25 protein-coding genes are annotated in these 24,518 nt (G+C 73.5%); 16 read left to right on the forward strand and 9 right to left on the reverse strand.

The window, feature by feature from the left end; genetic code table 11:
* The first annotated feature begins 72 nt into the window (after positions 1 to 72).
* Positions 73 to 810: a TetR/AcrR family transcriptional regulator gene (locus ABS735_RS21625; RefSeq protein ID WP_373900971.1), complete on the forward strand. Its 738-nt coding sequence runs from the start codon at positions 73 to 75 to the stop codon at positions 808 to 810.
* Here the strand turns inward: ABS735_RS21625 and ABS735_RS21630 are convergent.
* Positions 798 to 2,300, reverse strand: a complete 1,503-nt coding sequence (locus ABS735_RS21630) for an LVIVD repeat-containing protein (protein ID WP_373900970.1) — start codon at positions 2,298 to 2,300, stop codon at positions 798 to 800. The two genes, ABS735_RS21625 and ABS735_RS21630, sit on opposite strands and share 13 nt — an antisense overlap.
* A 206-nt stretch (positions 2,301 to 2,506) precedes the next feature.
* Here ABS735_RS21630 and ABS735_RS21635 point away from each other — a divergent pair, with 206 nt between their 5' ends.
* A complete protein-coding gene (locus tag ABS735_RS21635) occupies positions 2,507 to 3,163 on the forward strand; it encodes a DUF305 domain-containing protein (protein WP_373900969.1) in 657 nt (218 codons plus the stop codon).
* Between the two features lie 111 nt (positions 3,164 to 3,274).
* Here ABS735_RS21635 and ABS735_RS21640 read toward each other — a convergent pair whose 3' ends face one another.
* Complete coding sequence (locus ABS735_RS21640; RefSeq protein ID WP_373900968.1) at positions 3,275 to 3,730, reverse strand: DUF6214 family protein; 456 nt, start codon at positions 3,728 to 3,730, stop codon at positions 3,275 to 3,277.
* An 83-nt stretch (positions 3,731 to 3,813) separates the two neighbouring features.
* Between ABS735_RS21640 and ABS735_RS21645 the strand changes: the two genes are divergently transcribed.
* The gene (locus ABS735_RS21645) at positions 3,814 to 4,356 is read left to right on the forward strand and encodes a pectate lyase (RefSeq protein ID WP_373900967.1); all 543 of its coding nucleotides are present in this window, start codon (positions 3,814 to 3,816) and stop codon (positions 4,354 to 4,356) included.
* Here ABS735_RS21645 and ABS735_RS21650 read toward each other — a convergent pair.
* Complete coding sequence (locus tag ABS735_RS21650; protein ID WP_373901282.1) at positions 4,296 to 5,048, reverse strand: PaaX family transcriptional regulator C-terminal domain-containing protein; 753 nt, start codon at positions 5,046 to 5,048, stop codon at positions 4,296 to 4,298. The two genes, ABS735_RS21645 and ABS735_RS21650, sit on opposite strands and share 61 nt — an antisense overlap.
* Before the next feature lie 102 nt (positions 5,049 to 5,150).
* Between ABS735_RS21650 and ABS735_RS21655 the strand changes: the two genes are divergently transcribed.
* The 5 genes from ABS735_RS21655 to ABS735_RS21675 all read left to right on the forward strand — a co-directional run bounded on the left by ABS735_RS21655 (position 5,151) and on the right by ABS735_RS21675 (position 10,883).
* On the forward strand, positions 5,151 to 6,854 hold the full coding sequence (locus ABS735_RS21655; protein WP_373900966.1) for a DNA alkylation response protein: 1,704 nt from the start codon (positions 5,151 to 5,153) through the stop codon (positions 6,852 to 6,854).
* A gap of 81 nt (positions 6,855 to 6,935) precedes the next feature.
* Positions 6,936 to 8,090 carry a WD40/YVTN/BNR-like repeat-containing protein gene (locus tag ABS735_RS21660; RefSeq protein WP_373900965.1) on the forward strand — a complete coding sequence of 385 codons (1,155 nt, stop codon included), beginning with the start codon at positions 6,936 to 6,938 and terminating at the stop codon, positions 8,088 to 8,090.
* Between the two features lie 70 nt (positions 8,091 to 8,160).
* On the forward strand, positions 8,161 to 8,838 hold the full coding sequence (locus tag ABS735_RS21665; protein WP_123621931.1) for a uracil-DNA glycosylase: 678 nt from the start codon (positions 8,161 to 8,163) through the stop codon (positions 8,836 to 8,838).
* A complete protein-coding gene (locus tag ABS735_RS21670; protein WP_373900964.1) occupies positions 8,835 to 9,818 on the forward strand; it encodes an N-acetylglucosamine kinase in 984 nt (327 codons plus the stop codon). The genes ABS735_RS21665 and ABS735_RS21670 overlap by 4 nt, the downstream gene beginning before the upstream one ends.
* 138 nt (positions 9,819 to 9,956) lie before the next feature.
* On the forward strand, positions 9,957 to 10,883 hold the full coding sequence (locus tag ABS735_RS21675; protein ID WP_373900963.1) for a sirohydrochlorin chelatase: 927 nt from the start codon (positions 9,957 to 9,959) through the stop codon (positions 10,881 to 10,883).
* A 238-nt stretch (positions 10,884 to 11,121) separates the two neighbouring features.
* On the opposite strand, the gene ABS735_RS21680 is transcribed toward ABS735_RS21675, so the two are convergent.
* Positions 11,122 to 12,165 carry a lactonase family protein gene (locus ABS735_RS21680; protein WP_373900961.1) on the reverse strand — a complete coding sequence of 348 codons (1,044 nt, stop codon included), beginning with the start codon at positions 12,163 to 12,165 and terminating at the stop codon, positions 11,122 to 11,124.
* Positions 12,166 to 12,326: 161 nt separating this feature from the next.
* Positions 12,327 to 13,817 (reverse strand): FUSC family protein, encoded by a 1,491-nt coding sequence (locus ABS735_RS21685; protein ID WP_373900960.1) that lies wholly within the window; start codon positions 13,815 to 13,817, stop codon positions 12,327 to 12,329.
* 218 nt (positions 13,818 to 14,035) lie between these two features.
* Here ABS735_RS21685 and ABS735_RS21690 point away from each other — a divergent pair, with 218 nt between their 5' ends.
* The 3 genes from ABS735_RS21690 to ABS735_RS21700 all read left to right on the forward strand — a co-directional run bounded on the left by ABS735_RS21690 (position 14,036) and on the right by ABS735_RS21700 (position 16,120).
* Complete coding sequence (locus ABS735_RS21690) at positions 14,036 to 14,512, forward strand: Lrp/AsnC family transcriptional regulator (protein ID WP_373900959.1); 477 nt, start codon at positions 14,036 to 14,038, stop codon at positions 14,510 to 14,512.
* A 29-nt stretch (positions 14,513 to 14,541) separates the two neighbouring features.
* Entirely contained in the window at positions 14,542 to 15,237 is a 696-nt protein-coding gene (locus ABS735_RS21695; RefSeq protein WP_373901281.1) for an HAD family hydrolase, read from the forward strand.
* A gap of 142 nt (positions 15,238 to 15,379) precedes the next feature.
* On the forward strand, positions 15,380 to 16,120 hold the full coding sequence (locus tag ABS735_RS21700; RefSeq protein WP_373900958.1) for a DUF4142 domain-containing protein: 741 nt from the start codon (positions 15,380 to 15,382) through the stop codon (positions 16,118 to 16,120).
* 20 nt (positions 16,121 to 16,140) lie between these two features.
* Here the strand turns inward: ABS735_RS21700 and ABS735_RS21705 are convergent, their stop codons facing one another.
* Positions 16,141 to 16,980: a LysR family transcriptional regulator substrate-binding protein gene (locus ABS735_RS21705; RefSeq protein WP_373900957.1), complete on the reverse strand. Its 840-nt coding sequence runs from the start codon at positions 16,978 to 16,980 to the stop codon at positions 16,141 to 16,143.
* Between the two features lie 58 nt (positions 16,981 to 17,038).
* Between ABS735_RS21705 and ABS735_RS21710 the strand changes: the two genes are divergently transcribed.
* Positions 17,039 to 17,446, forward strand: coding sequence for a DUF5997 family protein (locus tag ABS735_RS21710; protein ID WP_373900956.1), 408 nt, complete (start codon positions 17,039 to 17,041; stop codon positions 17,444 to 17,446).
* A 60-nt stretch (positions 17,447 to 17,506) separates the two neighbouring features.
* Here ABS735_RS21710 and ABS735_RS21715 read toward each other — a convergent pair whose 3' ends face one another.
* The 3 genes from ABS735_RS21715 to ABS735_RS21725 all read right to left on the reverse strand — a co-directional run bounded on the left by ABS735_RS21715 (position 17,507) and on the right by ABS735_RS21725 (position 19,791).
* On the reverse strand, positions 17,507 to 17,998 hold the full coding sequence (locus tag ABS735_RS21715) for a DUF1360 domain-containing protein (RefSeq protein ID WP_373900955.1): 492 nt from the start codon (positions 17,996 to 17,998) through the stop codon (positions 17,507 to 17,509).
* Positions 17,999 to 18,014: 16 nt separating this feature from the next.
* Positions 18,015 to 18,428: a DUF2267 domain-containing protein gene (locus tag ABS735_RS21720; RefSeq protein ID WP_373900954.1), complete on the reverse strand. Its 414-nt coding sequence runs from the start codon at positions 18,426 to 18,428 to the stop codon at positions 18,015 to 18,017.
* Between the two features lie 181 nt (positions 18,429 to 18,609).
* Positions 18,610 to 19,791, reverse strand: a complete 1,182-nt coding sequence (locus ABS735_RS21725; RefSeq protein WP_476755845.1) for an MGDG synthase family glycosyltransferase — start codon at positions 19,789 to 19,791, stop codon at positions 18,610 to 18,612.
* 162 nt (positions 19,792 to 19,953) lie between these two features.
* On the opposite strand from ABS735_RS21725, the gene ABS735_RS21730 reads away from it, so the two are divergent.
* From ABS735_RS21730 to ABS735_RS21745, 4 genes are all read left to right on the forward strand, one after another.
* The gene (locus ABS735_RS21730) at positions 19,954 to 20,808 is read left to right on the forward strand and encodes an SDR family NAD(P)-dependent oxidoreductase (protein WP_373900953.1); all 855 of its coding nucleotides are present in this window, start codon (positions 19,954 to 19,956) and stop codon (positions 20,806 to 20,808) included.
* Positions 20,809 to 20,824: 16 nt separating this feature from the next.
* Positions 20,825 to 21,733: a DMT family transporter gene (locus ABS735_RS21735; protein ID WP_373900952.1), complete on the forward strand. Its 909-nt coding sequence runs from the start codon at positions 20,825 to 20,827 to the stop codon at positions 21,731 to 21,733.
* Positions 21,734 to 21,919: 186 nt separating this feature from the next.
* Positions 21,920 to 22,723, forward strand: coding sequence for a polysaccharide deacetylase family protein (locus tag ABS735_RS21740; RefSeq protein WP_373900951.1), 804 nt, complete (start codon positions 21,920 to 21,922; stop codon positions 22,721 to 22,723).
* Between the two features lie 10 nt (positions 22,724 to 22,733).
* Positions 22,734 to 24,512: a glycoside hydrolase family 15 protein gene (locus ABS735_RS21745; protein ID WP_373900950.1), complete on the forward strand. Its 1,779-nt coding sequence runs from the start codon at positions 22,734 to 22,736 to the stop codon at positions 24,510 to 24,512.
* Positions 24,513 to 24,518: the final 6 nt, after the last annotated feature.

Here is a 24,518-nt window from a genome sequence, read left to right on the forward strand (position 1 = left end):
AGCGGGCCCCGAAGGGCCGTCCGTCTGCGCCGAGTATAGTTGGCTGGCAGCCAGTCAACGCAGGAGTACAGCATGTCCCCGCGCAGCGCCTCGGTCAATGAAGAATTGCGGCGGCGCTCGAAAGAGCGTCTCCTGCAGGCGGCTGTGGAGCTCGTGGGCGAGCGCGGGTACGACGCGACCACGCTGGGCGACATCGCGGACCGGGCGGGCTCGGCGCGCGGACTCGTCTCGTACTACTTCCCCGGCAAGCGCCAGCTGGTGCAGTCCGCCGTGCACCGGTTGATGCACCGCACCCTGGAGGAGGCTCTGGAGCGCGAGCCGCGCACCACCGAGGGGCGCGAGCGGCTGGCGCGGGCCATCGACGCGATCCTGGGGCTCGCCCGGGACCGGCCGGTGCTCATGCGCCAGCACATGGCGGGACTGCTCCAGGCCGAAGTGGGTTTCGTACCGTGTCCGGAACAGCGGCGACTGGCGGAGCTGCTGCGGGACACCGTGGCCCGGCACGGCTCACCGGACGTCGACCGCGACTACCCGATGCTCCGCGCGCAGCTGATGGGCGCCGTCTTCGCGGCTCTCGTGCCCGGGGTGCCGATGCCGGTGCCGGAGCTGCGCGCCGAGTTGTTCGAGCGCTACCGGCTGGACTGGAAACTGGGTGTCCCGCCGGACGCCGAGGCGCCCGGCGGGACGTCGTGCGACCCGGACCTGTCGCGGTTCTTCGCGACCGGCGTACCGGATCAGCCGGAGCGGACCGACCAGATGGACCGGACGGACCGGACAGACCGGACGGAGCGGAGTGCTCAGTCGAAGTAGTCCGGCTGTGTCTGCGTGTTGAGCTCCTGCAGATGGACCCGCTTGGCCGGGTCGGTGCGCCGGTCGCTGAGCTTGAGGACGTCGAAGCCCTTGGCGATGTCGTTCGAGTAGATGTAGCCGTTGTAGTAGTACGCCGACCAGGAGCCGCCGGTGGTCATCGTGTCGGTGCTCAGCGGACCCCGCTCGAAGTAGGCGATCTCCTTGGGCCGCGAGGAGTCGGTGAACTCCCAGACGGAGACGCCGCCCTGGTACCAGGCCTGGACCATGATGTCCTTGCCCTTGACCGGGATCAGCGAGCCGTTGTGGGCCACGCAGTTCTCGGTGTCCGCCTGGTGGCGCGGGATCTTGAAGTAGCTGCGGAAGACCAGCTTGCGGTTCTCGCCCCGGCCGACGATGTCGTAGATGCCGTCGGCGCCGCGGTTCGGGCCGATCTCCGCGTTGCAGGTGGCGGCGCCGCCACCGCCCAGCTCGTCGGTGAAGACGACCTTGTCCGCCTTCTGGTTGAAGGTCGCCGAGTGCCAGAACGCGAAGTTCACGTTGTCCTGGACGCGGTCGATGACCTTCGGGCGCTCGGGATCCTTGATGGAGAACAGGATGCCGTCGCCCATGCAGGCGCCCGCCGCCAGGTCCTCGGAGGGCAGGACGGTGATGTCGTGGCAGCCGGTGGTCTTGGAGACGCCCGGGTTGGTGGGCCCGCCCGGGTTGCCGCCGCCGTCGGGACCCTCACCGGGGAACAGCACGGGGAAGCCCACGAGGGCCGCCCGCTCGGGTGCCTTGCGCGGCACCTTGATCACGGAGATCCCGTCGTGCGGCGGCCGGCAGTCGGGGTAGGCGGCGTTCGGCGAGTACGAGGAGACGTAGATGTAGACGTTCTTGCGTTCGGGGACCAGCGTGTGGGTGTGCGAACCGCAGGCCGTCTCGACCGCGGCGACGTACTTCGGGTTCCGCTTGTCGCTGATGTCGAAGACCTTCATGCCCTCCCAGGAGGACTTCTCGGTCGCGGGCTGTGTGGTGCTGTTGCAACTGCTGTCGCTGCGCGAGGAGTCGGTCGACAGGAACAGCAGGTCCCCGGAGACCGAGATGTCGTTCTGCGAGCCGGGACACAGCACCTGGGCGACGGTCTTCGGCTTCTTCGGGTTCTTGATGTCGAAGATGCGGAACCCGTCGTAGTTGCCGGCGAAGGCGTACCGGCCCTGGAAGGCCAGGTCCGAGTTGAAGCCGGACAGCGCGTCCTTGGGGATGTTGGTCAGGTGCTCGATGTTGTCGGAGTGGACTGTCTCGTCCTGACCGGGTATCTCGCCGCTCTCGATGGCGTCGCGCACCTCTGCGCGCGCGCTCTTGGACACGTCCTTCGACGTGGCCGGAGTGTCCCCGGGGTCGGGGGTGGCGACGGCCGGGCCGGCGGTCAGCAGGGCGGACAGGAGTCCGGCGGCCGCGGCCGCCACCCCCAGTCGTCTGCGCCGCGCTCGCGGGTCGTTCAACAGGGTCACTGTTTCCTCCCAACGTCCGTTCCGTTTGGAACGGTTCACGCTCCCCGCAGTATCGTCTTCGCCATGCTCATATCAACAGGGGGCAACAAACACGCAATGAAGTTTTTTGATCACTGTCGCGCGGAAGCGTGCTAGGACGGTCATCGCACCCACAAGGTGTTCCGCACCCCTCCCCGGAGAGTGCGCCCCAGCCACAGGAGGTCGTCGTGTCCCTTCGCCCCCGGTTGTCCAGCGCGTCACTCGTCACGGCCTCACTGACCGCACTGGCCGTGCTCGCGCTGGGGGCCTGCGACTCGGGTTCGGACACCGGATCGGCGGCGGCCGCCGGGCCTTCGGTGATCGCTCCGGGCAAGCCGGGCGAGGGCAACCGGACCCTGTCCGCCGAGGACGCCGAGAAGCAGCGCGCCGACGACGACTCCCCCAACTCGGCGGACGTCTCCTACGCGCGGATGATGATCCAGCACCACGCCCAGGCACTGGAGATGACCGAACTGGCGCCGAAGCAGGCCGGGTCCGGCCAGGTCAAGAAGCTCGCCGAACGCATCTCGGCCGCGCAGGGGCCGGAGATCAAGGCGATGGAGGGCTGGCTCGAGACCCACGGCGAGAAGGTGACGGGCGGCGGACACGACCACACCGCGATGCCGGGCATGGCGACCGAGGCACAGCTGAAGAAGCTGCGCGCGGCGCGGGGCAAGGCGTTCGACCAGCTCTTCCTCACCCTGATGATCACTCATCACGAGGGGGCCGTCAGCATGGCCACGGACGTGAAGTCCGAGGGCAACAACGTGCTGGTCGAGGAGATGGCCGACGACGTGGTCGCGCAGCAGACGAGCGAGATCTCACGGATGCGCGCGATGCTGTGACGACGCTGCAGCCAGGCGGCGGGACGGAGCCTCGGACGGACGGCGGAGCGGGCCCTCGGACGGCAGGACGGACCCTCGGATCGGACGGCGGCGCGGGCCCTCGGACGCTGCTCAGCGGCGCGCGCGACGCGGCGTCAGGAACCCCTCGTCGCGCGCCTGGCCGATCAGCCTGAGCGACTTGCGCCTGCTGTGCCCGGTCGCGCTCATCACCGCGAGAACCGGATCGCCGCCCTCCTCCCGGGCCGCCCGGTACTCCTGGGCGACGAGCCTGCGCCCCTCCCGCCCGCGCGGCCACCCGGGCCGGGCCCGCCGCGACGCGGCCGGCGCTCCCCGGGCGGGGGCAGGCACGCAGGCCTCGAAGAGCGGGTTCTCCAGCCACTCGGCGAGCACGGCCAGGTCGTCCAGGGACAGCGGCGGCTGGGCCCGCACGTCCTCGACCCGCACGCTCTGACCGGACAGCACGGCGAGCGCGTCCAGCCGGGCGCCGTCGGCGAAGGCCAGGCGGACGTCGAACCACGAGGTCGTGGTGCCGCCCTCGCTCACCACCCAGGCGTGGCGCACGGACATCTCACCGTCGTCCGGACAGCGGTCGGAAAGCTGAAGAGAACGATCAACGAAGGATGCTTCGAGCACATACGCAACGTAACCGAATGATCACATTCCATACGAACAGAACACGCTCCGCTCAACGGACGCGGCACCCTGTCAGCGCAGCGGGCCGTGCCCGGCAGGCACCCTCACCCCGCCGGTCAGCGGTCTCCGACGACGGCGGCCTGGCGGGCGGCCGCGGCCTGTACGGCACCGGCGACCTGTACGGCACCGGCGACCTGGGCTCCGGCGGCCAGGACGAGGACCAGGGCCCGATCCTGGAACTCGCCCCTGGCGCTGTCCTCACGAACGTGATCATCGGCGGCGGCGCCAAGGAGGCCGGCGACAAGGTGTTCCAGTTCGACGGCGCCGGCACGCTGAGCATCTCCGGCTTCGCCGTCAAGGACTTCGGCACCTTCGTCCGTTCCTGCGGCAACTGCTCGACGCAGTACAAGCGGACGATCAGCCTCAGCGGCATCGAGGTGAACTGGAAGGGCGGCCGGATCGCCGGCATCAACACCAACTACGGCGACAGCGCGACCCGTCAGGTCCGGATGCCGTGCGCCCGGACCTGTCCGGACTGCTCCCGCTGGTACCGCGTGTAGGCGTCCCGCAGGACCGTTCCCGGCCAGTGCGGCGGGAGCAGCTCCGCGGGCAGCACCGGATCGGCGAGCAGGTGCCGTACGACGGCCGCGAAGGCGGCGAGGCGGTCGGCCGGACGCCGGGCCCGGTCGACATGGACGAGCAGTGCCCGGGCCGTGTCCGCCCAGTCGCCCAGCGGCCACAGCCGCGCGGCCAGTTCGGCGGCCGGGGACCCGGGGCGTGAGACGAGCCGCTCGGCCACCCGGTCAAGAGCGGCGGGCAGTGGACGGCCGAGGTTGGCGGGGCGCAGCCAGACGCCCTCACGGAGTTCGGCCAGGCGCAGGGCGGTCAGCCGGGTGCGCAGTTCGGCGCGGGCGGCGGGGTCGCGCCCCGTCGCGGTGATCACGAGCGTCTCCCAGTCGCCGTCCCACGCGCGCGTGTGCGGCCGCAGCGCCTCGTCCTGGCGACGCTGACGCTCCAGCAGCCGCTCGCTGAGCCGGTAGCCGGTCTCCGTGCGCCGCAGGTCCCCGGCGGCGGCCATCCGGCTGAGCGCCGCGCGCGCGGTGGAGGCGCCGACGTCGAACCCCTCCACGAGCCGCACCAGTTCCCGCCCCGGCAGTTCCGGGGGGTGGGTGCCGAGCAGCAGGCTCAGGACCACCGACCGCGCGGACAGCGGACGCAGCATGAGCCCACCGGAGGCCTCGGAACCGCTCATCCGCGCGGGCAGGTGTCGTTCGTCCACATGGGCACGTACTGTACGTGCGCCGACCGTGTTGCACTATTGCTGCGACCGCAGAGATAGTGCAACACTCGGGTCATGACGACACTCGCGCAGGAGCCGCCGTACGAGTCGTACGAGCCGTCCGAGGAGCCCTGGAACGGTCCGGAGGGGTACGCGACGCACGACGTCACCAATCAGCCCCCTCCTCTGGCCCCCTACGACGCCTCCGACGACACCGCCCTGCTGGAGGGCGTGCGGCGGGAGGGCGCCGGATGGGCGGCGGACGACCTGCGGCGGCTGGGCCGCCGGGCGGGCAGCGCCGAGGCGCAGGAGTGGGGCGACCTCGCCAACCGGCACGAGCCCGTGCTGCGCACGCACGACCGGTACGGCAACCGGGTCGACGAGGTCGAGTACCACCCGAGCTGGCACCACCTGATGCGGGTCGCGGTCGGCGAGGGCCTGGCCGGGGCGCCGTGGGCCGACGACCGGCCGGGCGCCCACGTCGCGCGGACCGCCGGCGGACTCGTCTGGGGCCACACGGAGGCGGGGCACGGATGCCCGACCTCGATGACGTACGCGGCCGTCCCGGCCCTGCGCGCCCAGCCCGGGCTGGCGGAGGTCTACGAGCCGCTGCTGACCTCCCGGGAGTACGAGCCGGGGCTGCGGACGCCCACGGACAAGCGCGGTCTGCTGGCCGGCATGGGGATGACCGAGAAGCAGGGTGGCTCGGACGTCCGTACGAACACCACGACGGCCACTGCGACCGCCGAACCCGGCGTCTACACGCTGCGCGGGCACAAGTGGTTCACGTCGGCACCGATGTGCGACGTGTTTCTGGTGCTGGCCCAGGCACGCGAAGGGCTTTCCTGTTTCCTGGTGCCGCGTGTGCTGCCCGACGGCACCCGCAACACCTTCCGCATCCAGCGCCTGAAGGACAAGCTCGGCAACCGGTCCAACGCCTCCTCCGAGCCCGAGTTCGACGGGACGGTGGCCTGGCTGGTCGGGCCGGAGGGGCAGGGTGTCAAGACGATCATCGAGATGGTCAACTGCACCCGGCTGGACTGCGTGATGTCCTCGGCGACACTGATGCGCAAGACCCTCGTCGAGGCCGGTCACCACGTACGGCACCGCAGCGCGTTCGGCGCCCGGCTGGTGGACCAGCCGTTGATGCGCAACGTCCTGGCCGACCTCGCCCTGGAGTCCGAGGCCGCGACCACCCTCACCCTGCGGCTCGCCGGCGCGGCCGACCGTGCCGTGCGCGGCGACGCCGGGGAGGCGGCGTTCCGGCGGATCGCCACCGCCGTGGGCAAGTACTGGGTGACCAAGCGGGGGCCGGCGTTCACCGCGGAGGCCCTGGAGTGCCTGGGCGGCAATGGCTACGTGGAGGAGTCGGGCATGCCCCGCCACTACCGCGAGGCCCCGCTGCTGTCGATCTGGGAGGGCTCGGGGAACGTCAACGCCCTCGACGTGCTGCGGGCGCTCGGCCGCTCCCCCGCCACCGCGCACGCCCTCTTCGACGAACTCGCCCTCGCGCGCGGGGCGGACGCCCGGCTGGACACGGCCGTGGCCCGGCTGGAGGCGGGGCTCGGCGAGGCGTCCGAGACCGGTGCCCGCCGGCTGGTGGAGCTGATGGCCCTCACCCTCCAGGCCTCCCTCCTGGTCCGGCACGCCCCGCCCGCCGTCGCCGACGCCTTCTGCGCGACCCGGCTCGGCGGCGACTGGGGGCACGCGTTCGGCACGCTGCCGGACACGGCCGACCTCGACGGGATCCTGGCGCGGGCGCTGCCGGGCGAGGGCTGAACGGGCGGCGCCCAGGCACCTCTTCGGACCCGACACCACCGGCCTGATCTGCGACGACATCTCTCCCAGGGGTGACTGTCAGTGGCTGGGTGCAGACTGGCCCGTGTCCGAGACAAAGGCGTCGACGAGGACGCCGCGGAGGTGATCGGCATGACCGAGGTACTGCTCGCCGTGGGCACCCGCAAGGGCCTGTTCATCGGGCGCCGGCGGGGTGGCACCTGGGAGTTCGACGAAAGTCCCTGCTTCAACGCACAGGCGGTCTACTCGGTCGCCCTCGACACCCGCGGCGACACCCCGCGACTGCTGGCCGGCGGCGACAGCGCGCACTGGGGGCCGTCGGTGTTCCACTCCGACGATCTCGGCCGGACCTGGACCGAACCGGCCGCGCCGGCCGTCAAGTTCCCCAAGGACACCGGCGCCTCGCTGGAGCGGGTGTGGCAGCTGCACCCGGCGGCCGCCGAGCCGGACGTGGTGTACGCGGGCACGGAACCGGCCGCGCTGTACCGCTCGGAGGACCGCGGGGAGAGCTTCGAGCTGGTCCGCCCGCTGTGGGAGCACCCGACGCGGTCGAAGTGGGTGCCGGGCGGTGGCGGTGAGGGCCTGCACACCGTCCTCACCGACCGGCGCGACCCCAGGTCGGTGACGGTCGCCGTCTCGACCGCGGGTGTGTTCCGCACGGCCGACGGCGGAGCGAGCTGGGCGCCGTCGAACTCCGGGGTCTCCGCCGTCTTCCTGCCGGACCCCGACCCGGAGTTCGGCCAGTGCGTGCACAAGGTCGCGCGGGACGCGGCCACCCCGGACCGCCTGTACCTCCAGAACCACTGGGGGGTGTACCGGAGCGACGACGCGGGCGCGCACTGGACGGACATCGGCGAGGGCCTGCCGTCCACGTTCGGTTTCGCGGTGGCCGCCCACCCGCACCGCGGCGACACGGCGTACGTCTTCCCGATCAACGCCGACGCCGACCGCGTGCCGGCGGACCGCCGGTGCCGGGTCTTCCGCACCGCGGACGCGGGCAAGAGCTGGGAGCCGCTCTCGGCGGGCCTCCCCCAGGAGGACCACTACGGCACGGTGCTGCGCGACGCGCTGTCCACGGACGACGCGGAGCAGGCGGGCGTCTACTTCGGCAACCGCAACGGCGAGGTGTTCGCGTCGGCCGACGACGGCGACAGCTGGCGGCAGTTGGCCTCCCACCTGCCGGACGTGCTGTGCGTGCGGGCCGCGGTCGTCGGATGAACCGGACCGGGGGGACCGGCCGTGGCCACCGGTTGATCGGCGTCACCCGTACGGCAGTAGGGTGACGCCCGTGGCACCACGACCCTTGAACGAAATCGTCGAAGCGGGCTGGGCGAAGGCCCTTGAACCCGTCGCCGGACGGATCACCTCGATGGGTGAGTTCCTGCGCGCGGAGATCGCCGCCGGACGCACCTACCTCCCGGCCGGGGCGAACGTCCTGCGGGCCTTCCAGCAGCCCTTCGACGACGTACGGGTCCTGATCGTCGGACAGGATCCCTACCCCACCCCGGGGCACGCCGTCGGACTGTCGTTCTCCGTCGCCCCGGAGGTGCGCCCGCTGCCCGGCAGCCTGGTCAACATCTTCCGTGAGCTGAACACCGACCTGAACCTCCCGCAGCCTTCCAACGGGGATCTGACGCCCTGGACACAGCAGGGGGTGCTGCTGCTCAACAGGGCGCTCACCACGGCCCCGCGCAAGCCCGCGGCCCATCGCGGCAAGGGCTGGGAGGAGGTCACCGAGCAGGCGATACGCGCGCTCGCGGCGCGCGGCAAGCCGATGGTGTCCATCCTCTGGGGCCGCGACGCCCGCAATCTGCGACCGCTGCTCGGTGACCTGCCGGCCGTGGAGTCCGCGCACCCGTCCCCGATGTCGGCCGACCGGGGCTTCTTCGGTTCGCGTCCGTTCAGCCGGGCCAACGACCTGCTGATGCGTCTGGGAGGTCAGCCGGTCGACTGGCGTCTGCCGTGAGCAGCGTCGGCTTCCTGGCCGTGGACTCCGGCGGCTCGGGGCTGCGTGTGGTCGTCGGCTCCGTCGGCGCCGACGGACCCGGTCCGCTCGGCCGGCGTGTCTCGGGGGAGCCCGTCCGCACCGGTCCACGCGGGATCGACCCCGGGCACCTCCTGGGGCAACTTCTGCCCATGGCCAGGGCGTTGATGGAGGAGACGGGCGTCGCCCGGCTCGGCACCGTCGTCGTGGGTGCCGCCGGGCTGGCCACCCTGGGCGATGCCTTGCGCGCCGAACTGCCGGGCGCGCTGGCCCGGGAGCTGGGCGTGCGGACAGTCGGGCTGGCCGCCGACGCCGTGACCGCGTACGTGGGCGCCCTGGGCGCTCGGGCCGGGGCGGTGGTGGCCGCCGGGACCGGCCTGATCGCCGTCGGCACCGACCTGTCCCGCTGGCACCGGGCGGACGGCTGGGGACATCTGCTGGGCGACTGCGGCAGCGGCGCCTGGATCGGGCGGGCCGGTCTCGAGGCGGCGCTGCGCGCCCATGACGGACGGGAGGGCGGCTCCGCGCCGCTGCTGGCCCGGGCAGAGGCGCGTTTCGGTCCGGCGGCGCAGCTGCCCGGGCAGGTGTATCCGCGCTCCGACCGTCCAGCCGTCCTCGCCTCCTTCGCGCCCGAGGTGGCCGCCTGCGCGGCCGCCGACTCCGTCGCCGCGGGGATCCTGCGGGCCGCCGCCCGGCACATGGCCGACTCGGCCGCCGCGGTCTGCCCGGCCGGCGGTGAGCCCCGGGTCGCGGTCACCGGCGGGCTGCTGCGGTTGGGCGATCCGCTCCTCGTACCCCTGGAGGAAGAGCTGGCGAAGCGGCTGCCGCGGGCGCGGCGGACGACCGCGGAGGGTGATCCGCTGGACGGCTCGGTCCGGATCGCGACCGACCTGGCGACCGGCTCACTCACGCTTCCGGGTGACGACAGGATGCTGTGGGTGACGAGCGCGCCGGGCGGCTGAGAAGTGGTCCGCCGACGAGGTGAATCGTGCCGATGTCGGCCGATCCGTACATCACTCATCAGACAAAACCGGACGGATACCGCTCACCTGCACCCTCCCCGAACAGGGAAACCCCGGAAACCAGTAACATGCGGCGCCATGAGCTCCCCCACTGGGCCCGCGTCCGGCCTGCCAGTACGAATGCCGCGCCCCCGCCAGCCCGGACGGCACCGCCGTCCCGAACCCCTGGTGGCTCCCGAGGGCGCGCCGGCGCTCGTCCTCGCGGTGCCGGGGACGCCCAGCAGCGCCACCCGTAGCCTCGCCGACGAGGTCATCAGCATCGCCCGTTCCGAGTTGCCCGGGCTCGACGCCCGGATCGGTCACCTCGACGGGGGCGACGACGCCGAGTTCCCCTCCCTGTCCGCCGTGCTCGTCCAGGCCGCCGAGGAGCGCACCGCCCGCTTCGAGCAGGCGCGCGCCGCCGGCCTGGACGTGAAGGAGCCCGAGGGCCCCGTCGCGGTCGTCGTGCCGCTGCTCGCCGGGCCGGACAACGCGCTACTGCGCCGGATCCGGCAGGCCGTGATGGACAGCAAGATCGCGGCCGAGCTGACCGACGTGCTCGGGCCGCACCCGCTGCTGGCCGAGGCACTGCACGTGCGGCTCTCCGAGGCCGGTCTCGCCCGCGCCGACCGTGCCCGCCTGTTCACCGTGGCGACCGCCGCGGACGGCATCATCCTGGCTTCCGTCGGCGGTGACGAGGCCGTGCAGGCGGCTGGCATCACCGGCATGCTGCTCGCCGCGCGCCTCGCCGTGCCGGTGATCGCGGCGGCGCTGGACGAGGAGGGCTCGATCGCGTCCGTGGCCGAGCAGCTGCGCTCCTCGGGCTCCCAGCAGCTTGCGCTCGCGCCGTATCTGATCGGCCCGGAGATCGAGGCGTCCGTGCTGGAGGAGGCGGCCAAGGAGGCGGGTTGCTCCACCGCCGAGCCGCTCGGTCCGTACCCGGCGATCGGCAAGCTGGCGCTGGCCAAGTACACGACGGCGCTCGGCATCTCGCCGCAGCAGGCGCAGGGGGCGCCGGTTCGGTGAGGTGCGCGTGCGCGTCCAGACGTGTGTGAAGGGGCCCGCTCCGGAGAGGAGCGGGCCCCTTCGGCACGGTCCGGGGGTACGGCACCGTCGGTCGGGATCGAGCCCGGCGCGGGTCTGGGCGCGAGGGTGGGACGCGCTGCCCGGCGCTGCCGGGGTGCCGCTGCGCCCACGCGTGCCGCCCCAGGCGCTGGGGGAGGCACGACTGCCCGCAGCGACAGCGGCCGACGCCTGCCCGGAGCTAGGACGCGGGGTCGAAGATCACGCAGGATGCCGCCGGGACCGCGAGGGAGCCCGTGCGGCGGGGGACGCCGGTGGTCGGGTCCAGGGCGAACCAGGTCACGTCTCCGGAGCGTTCGTTGGCCGCGTACAGGAAGCCGTCCGACACGGTGATGTCGCGGGGCCAGTGTCCGCCGCAGGGCACGGTGGCGGACAGTCGCAGTCCGTCCGGCTCCACGACGAGCACGGACAGGACGTCCTCGCCGCGGGTCGCGGTCCACACGAAACGGCCGTCGGGCGAGACGGCGATGCCGGACGGGTAGGCGTCGCCCGCCGGGGCCCCCGGCAGCACCGGCACCTCGGTGAGGGGCTTGAGGGTGCCGTCGGCGGCGTCCCAGTGGCAGACGGTGACGGTGGGCGCGAGTTCGTTGACGACGTAGGCGTGGGAGCCGTCCGGGTGGAAGGCCAGGTGCCGCGGCCCCGACCCCGGGCGCAGCGCGATCTCCCGGTGCACGGCGGGGGCACCGTCCGAGAGGGCGCAGACCCGCACCGAGTCGGTGCCGAGGTCCACGCTGACGGCCCAGCGCCCGCTGGGGTCGGGCCGCACCTGGTGGGCGTGCGGCCCCTGCTGCCGCTGGGCGTGCGGGCCGGAGCCGGTGTGCCGCAGGACGCCGGACGCGGACCGGGCGAGGGTGCCGTCGGCGCGGACCGGCACGGCGGTGACGGTGCCGGAGCCGTAGTTGGCGGTCAGCACGTGCCCGGCGTACAGGCTCAGGTGGGTCGGTCCGTCACCCTCGACGGGCACCGGCCGCCCGGTGGGCTCGGGCCTGTCCCCGCTCACCCGGTAGGCCGCCACCGCGCCCTCGGCCGTCTCGCTGACGGCGTAGAGCGTGTCCCCGTCGGGTGCCAGGGCCAGGTAGGAGGGGTCGGCCAGACCGTCCGTGCCGCTCACGACCGTGAGGGCGCCGCTGTCGGGGGCGACGGTCGCCGTCAGGATGCCGGGGCCGCCGGCCGCCGTGAACGACCCGATGTATGCCCGCCGCTGCCGCCTGCCGCCGTCCGTCACCGCTGCCCCTCTCGTCCCGCTTCGTCTGCCCGCTTCGTCCTGCGTCGCGTCGAGTGCCGATCTTGTCGTCCGACCTGATCGTCCGCCCGGGAGCGACGGTAGCAGTCGATCACTTGCGGTCTAGACCAAATGGGTGTCGCGGGTGCGGCGGGTGAGACGGTTCAGGCGCCGGCCAGGCGTGAACCGGAGGGGGTTCGCAGGGGCGCGGCGAGTTCGGCGAGGGCGTGTTCCAGGTCGTGGAGGTGGGCCAACGCGGGTTCGACGGCGCGCTCCCCGCCCGCGCGGGCGGGGACGGCGCCCCCGCCCGTGAGTGCTTCGACCGCGGCCTCGACGCGCCAGCAGGCGGCGGCCAGCCGGGCGTCGTGCGAGGCTTCGGGGTCGGCGGCGACGGCGACGAGGCCGCGGATCTCCCGGGCGCAGTCGTCGAGCAGGTCGAGGACCCGGCGGGCCCGCCGCCTGCGGCCGTACATGGGGCTCAGTGGGTGCACGAGCGGAGCGACCGACAGCCGTACCCGGCCGAGCAGCTGCTCCAGTTCCGCCACGCGCGGCGCCGGGTCGGCGCCCTCCGTTCCGGCGAGACGGGCGGCGGCCTCGGCGGTGCAGGCGTGCACGCAGCGCAGGGCGCGCTGGATCCAGGCGTCGGTGACGGCGTGCGTGGTGACCGGCAGGACGAAGAGCACGGCGAGCGCGGCGCCGAGCGCGCCCACGCCGGTCTCGGCGAGCCGCAGCGCGAGCAGGCCGGGGCTGAGGACGCCCAGGAGGCCGTAGAGCAGCTCGGCGAGCAGGGTCACGCAGAGCATCATCCAGGTGTAGGAGACCGCGGCGGTGTAGAAGATGCCGAAGACGCAGCCGGCGGCGAGTACGGCGGTGGGCACCGGGGCCCCGGCCACCGGCACGGCGACGAGGAAGCCCAGGCCGATGCCGACGACCGTGCCGAGGACCCGGCGGAAGCCGCGCACCAGCGTCTCGCCGCGCGACGTGGTGTTGACGAACACCCACCAGGTCGCGCCGACGGCCCAGTACCAGCGGTCGCCGGACACCAGCTGGCCCACCACCAGGGCGAAACCGGCGCCCGCGGTGGCCTGCACTGCCTGACGCGTGGTGATGCGGGCCAGACCGGTGCCGGCGGGCGGCGCGGGGACGGCGGGCGCGGGCCGACGGCGCTCGTAGCACCACAGGCCGAAGCGCACCGCCGCGGCGGTGGCCACGGACAGCAGGACGGCGGCGTACATCTCGGGCAGCCGCCCCGTGGTCGCGTGCAGGAACTGGGCGATGAAGAAGGTCATGAAGGCGAACACGCCGAGGCTGTGCCCGCGCGGCCCCCAGCGGCGCGCGTACACGCCCGCGCCGACGACGGCGAGGAAGGTGAGGTCCCGGACGACGGGGTGGTCGTGCAGCGCGGCGGCGGCGGTGAGCACGGGCAGTCCGGCGACCGGCAGCAGCGCGGTGGTGACGGCCTGGCCGCGCACGGTGGCGTCGGTGACGGTGAAGAGCGCGAGCAGGGCGGCGAGCCCGCCGATGACCGCGCCGATCAGGGAGGTACCGGCCAGCCCGCACACCACGACGGCCGCCCCGATGCCGAGGACGGCCCGCGCGGCGAACCGCAGCCGGGACCGTCCCGGGTCCGGGCTCACGAACACCTTCTTCAGCACTGATTACCGCCCCCTCGCTCACTCACGCCCACTGGCCCGGAAGTCACCGCATGCAAAAGGCGCCGCGGGGTCCGCAGCGCCATCGACACGTCTATAGGAGCATCTCCGCCACCAGTGGCTCAACAGGCCGCTGCTTGAATGGGCCATTGGTACAGTGATGGCGGCATGAACAAGGCCACCGGTAGTCCAACGGCCGACGAGAGGGGGCCGGATCCGCGATGGCCGTCGACGAGCTCGACACCCGCATCCTGCGGCTGCTGCTGGAGCAGCCGGGCACCAGCGTGCGCGAGTACGCCCGCCTCCTCGGGATCGCCCGCGGCACGCTCCAGGCCCGGCTGGACCGCCTGGAGCGGGACGGCGTGATCACCGGTACCGCTCCCTCCCTCTCCCCCGCCGCCCTGGGCCATCCGGTGCTCGCGTTCGTGCACATCGAGGTCACCCAAGGGCATCTGGACGAGGTGGGCGAGGCACTGGCGGCCGTGCCGGAGATCGTCGAGGCCTTCTCCATCACCGGCGGCGGGGACCTGCTGACCCGCGTCGTGGCCCGCGACAACGCGCACCTGGAGGACGTGGTGCAGAAGCTGATCAGCCTGCCCGGCGTGGTCCGCACCCGCAGCGAGGTGGCGTTGCGCGAGCGCGTGCCGCACCGGCTGCTCCCGCTCGTGGAGTCGATCGGGCGCTCGGCCCGCAGGTGATCCTTGGCATCCTGGAGGCCATGAGCACCATGGGCGGACTCGGCGGCATCTCGGTCATCTTCGATCTCGACGGAACTCTCGTGGACAGCGAGCCGAACTACTACGAAGCGGGCCGGCGCACCCTCGCCGAGTACGGCGTGCCGGACTTCACCTGGGCCGACCACGAGGCGTACGTGGGCATCAGCACCCAGGAGACGGTCGCCGACTGGAAGCGGCGGTACGGGCTGCGGGCCCCGGTCGAGGAACTGCTCGCCGTCAAGAACCGCCACTACCTGGCGCTCGCCCGCACCTCGGCCCGCGCGTATCCCGAGATGCGGAAGTTCGTCGAGCTGCTGGCGGGCGAGGGCGTACCGATGGCGGTGGCGTCGGGTTCGTCGCCCGAGGCGATCGGCACGATCCTCGCCCGCACCGGTCTGGACGCACACCTGCGCACGGTCGTCTCGGCCGACGAGGTCGCGCAGGGCAAGCCCGCCCCCGACGTCTTCCTGGAGGCGGCCCGGCGGCTGGGGGCGGAACCGGCCCGCTGCGTGGTACTGGAGGACGCCGCTCCCGGGGCCGCCGCCGCGTACGCGGCCGGGATGCGCTGCATCGCGGTCCCGTACGTCGCGGCGCAGGCCGACGCCCCGGAGTTCGCCACCGCGGGGCTGCTGCTGCGCGGGGGCCAGGAAGAGTTCACCGCGCGGGCGGCGTACGACTGGCTCGTGCGGACGGCGCGCACGCCCTGAGGTGCGCAGGCCCTCAGGTGACACGCCTCGGGGTGAGATGAAGCACGTCTCTCGTCGCAGGTTTTACCCGACGTGGTGATCAGACCACCGCTCCCGTCCGTATCTCCTGGTGTCCGAGCCTGTCTTCGCCCCAGGAGGCACGATGCGCATCACGCGCACCACGGCAGGGACCGCCTTCGTGGCCGGTGCCCTGGTCCTCACCCTCACCGCACTCGCCTACCCGACCATGCTCGGGGTGCAGAACGCGGGCAGTGACCAGGCGCGGGTCGTCGCCAACACGCGGTACGGGCCGCTCACCGAGCAGGACCGGGACTTCGTGGTGAAGGTGCGTGCCGCGGGGCTGTGGGAGCACCCGCTGGGGCTGATGGCGATGGAACGGGGGACGACACCGGAAATGAGGGAGGCCGGTGAGCACCTGGTCGTCGGTCACTCCCGGCTGGACGCGACCTGCCGGAAGATCGCGCCGGAACTGGGCATCACCCTGCCCAATCTGGCGTCCCCGCAGCAGCAGCAGTTCGTGGCGACCGTGAACGGGACCACGGGCAAGCAGTTCGACACCACCGCGGTCAACATCATGCGGGTCACCCACGGCCAGATCTTCCCGGCCATCGCCAACATCCGCGCCAACACCAAGAACTCCCTGGTGCGGCAGCTCGCCGACCAGGCCAACGACACCGTCCTCGACCACATCACCGTGCTGGAGAAGACCGGGCTGGTCAACTTCGACCAGGTCAACTTCCAGCAGACCGCCCCGCCGAACCTGCCCAAGGCGCAGCTCACGCCGCCGGCTCCGCAGCCCGGCGAGCCGATGCTCTCGCTCACCGCGCCGCCCGGGCTGGACGTCAACACGTCGGCGCCGACGCCGAGTCCGACGGTGCGCTGACGGGTCGCCTGCCGGCGGGGTCAGCGGTGGCGCGGCCCGCCGCCGCGTCCGCCGCCCTTGCCCTTGCCGGCGCTTCCACCCCGGCGGTTGCCACCGGTGCCGCGCCGGGCGACGCCGCCGGCCTGCTTTCCGCCGGTCTTCCCGCCCGTTCCGCCCGATTTACCGCCGCCCGTCCTGCCGCCCGCCGGTTTGCGGCGCGCGGGAGCCGTCGCTGCTGCGCGCCCGTCCTTCGAGCGCGCCGGTTCGGGCTGCCGGCCCCGGGAGCTGTTGACGGTCCGGCCCCGGACGATGCCGATGAAGTCCTCGACGTGGTCCGTGTGCGCGTCCTCGGGCCAGGACAGGGCCACGCTCGATTCGGGGGCGTCCGTGACCGTGCGGTACGTGAGGTCCTTGCGGTGGTGCAGCCGGGCCAGCGACAGGGGCACGAGCAGCACGCCGATCCCGGCCGCCACCAGTTCGACGGCGTCCGCGGTGGTGTCCGGACGCTCCAGTGCGGGCCTGCCCGGCAGTGTTTCCCACCCGAGGACGTCGTCCAGGGGGTGCAGCACGATGTCGTCGGCGAGGTCCTCGACGGTCACCTCGTCGGCCGCGGTGACGAGGTGGTCCCTGGGGGCCAGTACGACCGTGGTCTCGGTGTAGAGCGGGATGGCGCTGAGCAGGGTCCGGTCGACGGGCAGCCGCACCAGTCCGGCGTCGGCGTCACCGTCCAGCAGCACGCCGGCCGCCCCGGCGGCGGGGACCTGGGTGAGGGAGAGGGGGACGTCCGGCAGCCGCTCGTTCCAGATGCGCACCCATTTGTCGGGCGTCACCCCCGGGACGTACGCGAGCCGGAACGAGGGGGGAGCTTCCGAGCCTGTCACCCGGCCAGGTTACCGGGCGTGGTCGGGGACCACTCACACGATCGATACCCTTGACGGCATGACGTCGCACCAGAACACCCAGACCATGAAGCCCGCGACCGCGGCGAAGAAGCTGGGTGTGTACCTCGAGGCCACACCCGCCGAGTTCCGGGAGGGCGTCGTCACGCGCGCCGAGCTGAACGCGCTTCAGACCGACCCTCCCGCGTGGCTGCGCGAGCTGCGGCGCGACGGTCCGCACCCGCGCCCGGTGGTGGCGGCCAAGCTGGGCGTCTCCATCGCGGGCCTGCACCGGGGCGGGGTCGCCGAGCCGCTCACCACGGAGCAGATCGACGCGCTGAAGCAGGAGCGCCCGGAGTGGCTGGAGCGGGAGCAGGCCGTGCAGGCGGACGTGCGCAAGGAGGCGGCACGCGTGAAGAAGCTGCATGCCGAGCGGGCGGAGCAGGCGGAACGCGCCGAGCGCGACTGACCGGGCCGCCCCGCCCGGCGGCTCCTGCTCACTCCCCGGTCTCGGCGGCCCCCACCCCGCTCACTCCTCGGCTTTCTGCGCCGTCAGGCTCCACGCGTACTGCAGCAAGTCCGACACCACGACCGCGCTCAGGCCCGCGCACAGCAGCCGTCCCGCCCGGGGCGCGACGGCGTAGGTGCCGACGAGTCCGCCGGCCACCCAGGCGGAGGTGCAGAACGGGCAGGAGACCAGGTCACCGACGGCACGGCGCAGGCCCGTGCCGCGCCCGGCGTCCATCACCTCGTTGGCGTTGCCCTGACCCTCCCGGCTGGTGAACGGCGCCCGCAGGAAGCTGGTGACCTTGTCCTTGGTCAGCAGCCGGGAGGCTTTGAACGTCGCCGTTCCCAGCAGGGCCACGTCCCAGGCGGGGACGGTGTCCGGCAGCCGGACCCCACGGCGCCGAGCAGTGACCGCGAACACACCGGCACTCGCCGCGAAGGTCGTCGCGAGCGCCGCGTATCCGGCGAGAGGCGTCTCCTCCCCGTCGGCGTAGCGCTGCTCAACGTCCGTCATGAGTGTCTCCTCGATCTCAGTGGGATGCTCCGGTGGGGCGCTCTCGGTGGGGTGCCGGGCCGCCGAAGAGGTCGGCACAGTCCGCGGGCAGGTGGGCCAGCAGCTGGTCGACCCGTTCGGGGGCCACCGCTTCGGCGAGGGTGGCCAGCACGGCGCCCGCGTCCCATTCGGCGGTGCGCGGCCGGGCGCCGGTCTGCTGGGCCACCCGCCGGAGGAACTCCTCGCGGCCGAAGGACTCGGGACGCCCGCGTTCCAGGCGGAGCGCGTCGTCCAGTGGTGCGGGCAGCTCGGCGGCCAGACCGGCGGCCTCCTGAGGTGTGACACGGGACGCGATCACCCACAGGACGGCCGTGGTGACCTGCTCGGCTTCGTCGTCGCTGTGGAACTCACCGCGGTCGCGGACCCGGGTGAGGAATTCGTCGAGCCGCACGGCGTCGCCTCCTTGTGCCGGTTCGCGCTCCGGGCCGGGTGCCCTGGGGGCGGGCGGGAAAACGGGCGCGCTCACCGTCGTGCGTGCCCTCGCCGTCGTACGTGCCCTCACCGTCGTACGTGCCCTCACCGTCGTACGTGCCCTCATCGTCATACGTCGTGCTCCCGTCGTACGTGCGCACTCAGCGTCGTGCGCCCGCACGGGCGTCGTCGGCGATGTCGGTCACCAGGGTCAGGGCGTCCGCGTTCTCGGTGAACAGCGCGCGTCCGGCGGCGATCCGCTGCTTCCGGGCCGAGCCCGGTGCGGTGAGCCGCCGTAACGCGTCCAGCAGCGCGGTCTCGTCCTCGGCGACCTCGGAGACGCCCAGCGCGGCCATCCGCCGGACGCCGTCGGCGCCGTGGCCGGGTATCGGGCGGTGGCCCACGACCGGCAGTCCGGCCGCGAGCGCCTGTACGGCGGTCTGTCCGGCCGCGTTGTCGATCAGTGCCCGGGCGGCGTGGAGCAGGCCGGGCATGTCCGTCACCCAGCCCAGGGCGAGGACGCCCGGTGTGCCGGACAGCGTGCGGCGCAGCCGCTGGTTGTCGCCGCAGAGCACGACCGGCAGGAAGCCGTGGTCCGTCAGGAGCCGGACCGTGGCGTCGAGGTGCGAGCCGACGCCCCAGGCGCCGGCGGACAGCACCACGGCGGGCCGCCCGGGGCCGAGTCGGTCGAACATGTCCCGCCACTCGGCCGCCCCGGGAACGTCGGTGGTGCCGGCGAAGAACTCCGGCGCCACGACGGGACCGCACCGTCCCGTCGGCCTGCCGGTGCTCCCCCGCACCGCGCGCGCCGCGTCCTCGGTGAGGCACAGGTAGTGGTCGTTGCCGGAGTGGAGCCACTGCCGGTGCGGCTCGAAGTCGATCACGAGGACGACTGTGGGCACGGGCAGCAGCCCGCGGTCCCTCAAGTGGCCGGTCAGCTGGGCGCCCAGGTGGAAGACGGGCACGACGACGTCCGCACCCGTGCGCTCGGCCAGCTCGCGCAGTCTGCTCCCGGCGAGCCGGGCCAGGGGCGTCCCGCTGGGGCGGCGTCCGGCGCCGGGCCGCAGGAAGAGGCGGTACACGGCGGCGTACGCCCAGGGAAAGTGCCGTACCGACCCGCGGTAGAAGCACCTGAGGACCGCGCCCAGGCCGTACGGCAGGAGGGCGAGGACGTCGACGGCCTGGGCGGCGTCGCCGCGCTCGCGCGCCCGGCGGACCAGTTCCGCGGCGACCGTGTCATGACCGGCGCCCATGCTCGCGCTGATCACCAGCAGACGTCCGCCGTCCTGCGGATCGCGCGGGGCACCGGAGCGGCGGGGCGCTGACGAGCTGCGAGGATGCACAGCGGACCAGGTAGCCGACGCGGCAGGTTCCAAACCATTCCACATACGGCTGTTTCGGACGCGCCGCCGGGGATACTCCGTGACCGCCCGTCCGGCCGGACGCCGGAGCCCGACCGTCCGGTCGGACGCTTCCGGAGCCCGCCCCGAACCAAGGTGGTCCTCATGGTCCATGCGTTCTCCCGTCCCCGGTCCGTACCCGGACCGCAGGTCGTCGCCCCCGACGCGGACCACGCGAGGCCCCGGCCCCGGCCCGTCGGGGACCGGGGCACGCGGACCCGCACGGCACTCGTGACGGGGGCCTCCTCCGGCATCGGCGCGGCCGTGGCCCGCCGGCTGGGTGACGAGGACGGCTGGCGGCTGGTGCTCACCGGACGCGACCCGGTGCGGCTGCGTCAGGTCGCCGACGACACCTCGGCCACCGCGTTCGCGGCGGATCTCACCCTCCCCGGTGCCGACCGTCAGCTCACCGACTTCACGATGGCCACGTCGGGACCGGTGGACCTGCTGGTGGCCGGAGCCGGTGTGGGCTGGGCCGGGGAGTTCCTGGACATGCCCCCGCACACCATCGAAGAGGTGTTCGACATCAACGTGCTGGCCACGCTGCGCCTGGTGCGCCTGCTGCTGCCGGGGATGGTGGCGGCGGGTTCGGGGCGGGTGGTGCTCATCGGATCGCTGGCGGGCAGTGTCGCGGTGCGCGACGAGGCCGTGTACTCCGCCGCCAAGGCCGCGGTCGGCGCCTTCGCCGACTCGCTGCGCTACGAGTTGCGCGGCACGGGCGTGGGGGTGACCCATGTGGTGCCGGGCGTCGTCGACACACCGTTCTTCGAGCGCCGCGGCGCTCCCTACCGGCGGTCCAGGCCGCGTCCGGTGCCTCCCGAGCGCGTGGCCGACGCGGTGCGGAGCGCGGTGGTACGGGGCCGGGACGAGGTGTACGTGCCTTCGTGGCTGCGTCTGCCGTGCCGGGTCCGGGGCGCGGCTCCGGGACTGTACCGGCGGCTGGCCGCGCGGTTCGGATGACCGGGAGCCCGCCGCGGTGAGTGTCCTCACCGTCGTCCTCGCCCTGTTCGCGGCGCTGTCCAACGCGGCGGCGTCGGTACTGCAGCGCCGGGCCGCGGCGCAGGACGAGGACCGGGCGGGGGCCAGACACACGGCGCTGCGCTCGCTGCTGCGGATGGTGCGCGACCGGTACTGGGTCGGCGGGGCGGCACTGCTCGCGCTGACGACGGTGCTGCAGGCGGCCGCGCTGGCGGTGGGCAGTCTGGCCGTCGTCCAGCCGCTGATGGCCACCGAACTGCTGTTCACGCTGGTGGTGGGCAGTGCGGTCTTCCACCGGCGTCCGGACTCGCGGACATGGCTGGCGTTCGCGGCCCTTGCCGTGGGGCTCGCGTTGTTCCTGGGCTCCGCCGCTCCGTCTGCCGGCCACGACACCGCCACCGCGGGCCGGTGGATCTGGGCGGGGCTGGCGCTGTTCGTCCTGATCACGGTCCTCGCCTCGGTCGGCAGCCTGGTGCACGGCGCGCCCCGCGCGGCGCTGTTCGGATCCGCTTCCGCGGTCGGGTTCGGCGGTACGGCGGCACTGCTCAAGGAACTCACCGGACGGCTCCCCCAGGGGGTGGGCGAGGTGCTGACCCAGTGGCCGCCGTACGCGACGGCGGTGGTGGGCGTGGTCAGCTTCCTGCTGTTGCAGAGCGCCTTGCGGGCGGGAACCCTGGCGGCCTCGCAGCCGGCGCTGACTCTCGGCGACGCGCTGACCAGCGTCGCGCTGGGCTGGGCCCTGTTCGGCGAGGAGATCCTGCTCGGGGTGCGGGTGCTGCCCGAGCTGATCGGCGTGGCGCTGATCGGCCTCGGCAGCGTCGGACTGGCCCGGGCTCCTTCGGTCCACGGCGCCTGGGACACCGCTACCGCGGCGCGGGACGGCCCCGGGCAGGCGGTGCGGCGGTGAGCGTCACCGCAGCACGGGATGACCGGACCGAGGACCGAACGTCGAGGCCACACGCCGAGCGCACGTCGAGCGTCTGTCGACCACACCTCGAGCGCGCACGCCGAGCACCTGTCGACATCGAACGTCTGAACCGAACGTACCGAACGTACCGAACCGAACGTACTGAACGGACCGGAGGCACCACGGATGCGTCAGGGGTTCCACGCCGGACGGGCGGCGTACGCCGTCGCACCGGTCGCCGCGGCCGCGCTGGCCCACGTCGGACCGGCCGCGACCTGGCTGCCGGGGCTGCGCCGGCGCCGGTTCCCCGGGCTGGCCGGGCAGGGCGGCACCGGTCATGTCGCCCTCACCTTCGACGACGGCCCGGATCCGGTGTCCACGCCGCACTTCCTCGACGTACTGGACGTACTCGGGGTACGGGCGACGTTCTTCGTCCTGGGCGAGAACGCCGTACGGCACCCGGCGGTGGCCCGTGAGCTGGTCCGGCGCGGACACGAACTCGCCGTCCACGGCTGGAGGCACGACCGTCCCTGGTGGCCGTCGCCTGCGCGGGACGCGCGCGAGCTGCTGGGTGCCGTCCAGGTGGTGGGCGAGGTGGCCGGCCGGGCCCCCCGCTGGTACCGGCCGCCCTACGGCATCCTCACCTCCGGACGCTGGGCGGCCGCCCGCCGGGCCGGGCTGCGGCCGGTGCTGTGGACGGCGTGGGGCAAGGACTGGCGGCACGACGCGACGCCCGCCTCGGTGCGTGCGACCGTCGCGGCGGACCTGCGCGGCGGCGGCACGGTCCTCCTCCACGACACCGACCACGCCTCCGCTCCGGGCAGCTGGCGGGCCACGCTCGGCGCGCTGCCGGACATCGTGCGCGACTGCCGCGACGCGGGGCTGGCGGTGGGCCCGCTGGCCGAGCACGGGACGGACGGGGCCTCGGTGACGGCGGACACTGCGCACAGTGGGTGGACGGCACCGTTTCGGTCACCGGCGCCGGGATAGCCGTAGCGTCATGGAGGACAGCGACGATCAGCGCGCGACGGCGCCGGACACGTCGTGTCCGCCCTGGGCGCTGCGCGAGTACGCCGTACTCGCCGACGGCGAGCGGGGAGCGGTCCTGGATCCCAGGGGCGGGATCGTGTGGCTGTGCGCCCCGCGGTGGCACGACGACGCGGTGTTCTCCGCGCTGATCGGCGGAGCCGGTCACTTCACCGTGGAGCCCGCGGACCCCTGGCACGTCTGGGGCGGCTCCTACGAGGAGGGCACGCTGATCCGGGTGAGCCGGTGGGTGACCGCGGGCTGCGTGGTCGAGTGCCGCGAGGCCCTGGCCCTGCCGGCCCGCACGGACCGCCTCGTGCTGCTGCGCCGCATGCGGGTGGAGCGGGGCGAGGCCCGGCTGAACCTGGATCTGGACCCGCGCCCCGGCTTCGGTGAGGTCCGGATGCGCGAGCCCCGGCGGGAACGGGGCGTGTGGACGGCCGAGGCGGAGGGCCTGCGGATGCGGCTCGCCGGGGCGCCGGACGCGGTGTGGCGGGACGGGGCCGGGCTGTGCGGCGATTTCCGGCTGCGCGAGGGCGAGACCCACGACCTCGTCCTGGAACTGTCCACGGGGCGGGAGACCGAACCGCTCGACGCCGACGCGTTGTGGCGGGCCACGGAACGGGAGTGGCGGCGGGCGGTCCCGGACTGCTCGCGGCTGGTCGCGCCCCGCGACGCCCGCCACGCGTACGCCGTGCTGCGCGGGCTGACCAGCGTCTCCGGGGGGATGGTCGCCGCGGCCACCACGTCCCTGCCGGAGCGGGCCAACAGCGGGCGCAACTACGACTACCGCTACGCGTGGCTGCGCGACCAGTGCTATGCCGGTCTGGCGGTCGCCGCGCACGGGCCGCACCCGCTGGTCGACGACGCCGTGCGCTTCGTCGCCGAGCGCATCCTCGCGGACGGCGACGAGGTGCGCCCCGCGTACACGGTCGACGGCCGGCCGGTCGGGCACGAGCGGTCCCTGCGGCTGCCCGGGTATCCCGGCGGCAACGACCACGTCGGCAACGACGCGGGTGCCCAGTTCCAGCTGGACACCTTCGGCGAGGCGTTGCAGCTGTTCGCCGCGGCGGCCGCGCACGACCGGCTGACCGAGGAAGCGGAACGGGCCGCGGTCCTCGCCGTGGACGTCGTCGAGCGGCAGTGGCCGAAACCGGAAGCCGGTCTGTGGGAGCTGGAGGACCGGTGGTGGACCCACTCCCGGCTGAGCGTGGTGTGCGGTCTGCGGCGGATGGCCGAGGTACTGCCCGCGAACGCGGGGCGCCGGTGCGCCGACCTCGCCGACACGGTGCTGCGGGAGACCCGGCGCCGGTGCCTGCTCCCCGACGGCCGCTGGCGGCGGGCCGAGGACGACGACGGGGCGGAGGCCGCGCTGCTGGTGCCGATGGCCCGCGGGTGCGCGTTCGGGGACGGTGACCGCGACGCGGCCACCCGCGCGTACGTCGAGTCCCGCCTGGCCGAGGACGGGTACCTGTACCGCTTCGAACACCCCGGTATGCCGCTCGGGGACGCCGAGGGGGCCTTCCTGCTCTGCGGCTTCACGATGGCGCTCGCCACGCACCGGGTCGGCGACCGGGTCGGCGCGTTCCGCTGGTTCGAACGCACCCGGGCGGCCTGCGGACCGCCCGGGTTGTTCGCCGAGGAGTACGACGTACGCCAGCGCCAGCTCCGCGGCAATCTCCCGCAGGCCTTCGTGCACGCCATGATGCTGGAGTGCGCGGTGCGCCTGGCCGACGAGTCGACCCTGCCCTGACCTTCG

The organism is Streptomyces sp. MMCC 100 (assembly GCF_041538145.2).
GTDB lineage: Bacteria > Actinomycetota > Actinomycetes > Streptomycetales > Streptomycetaceae > Streptomyces.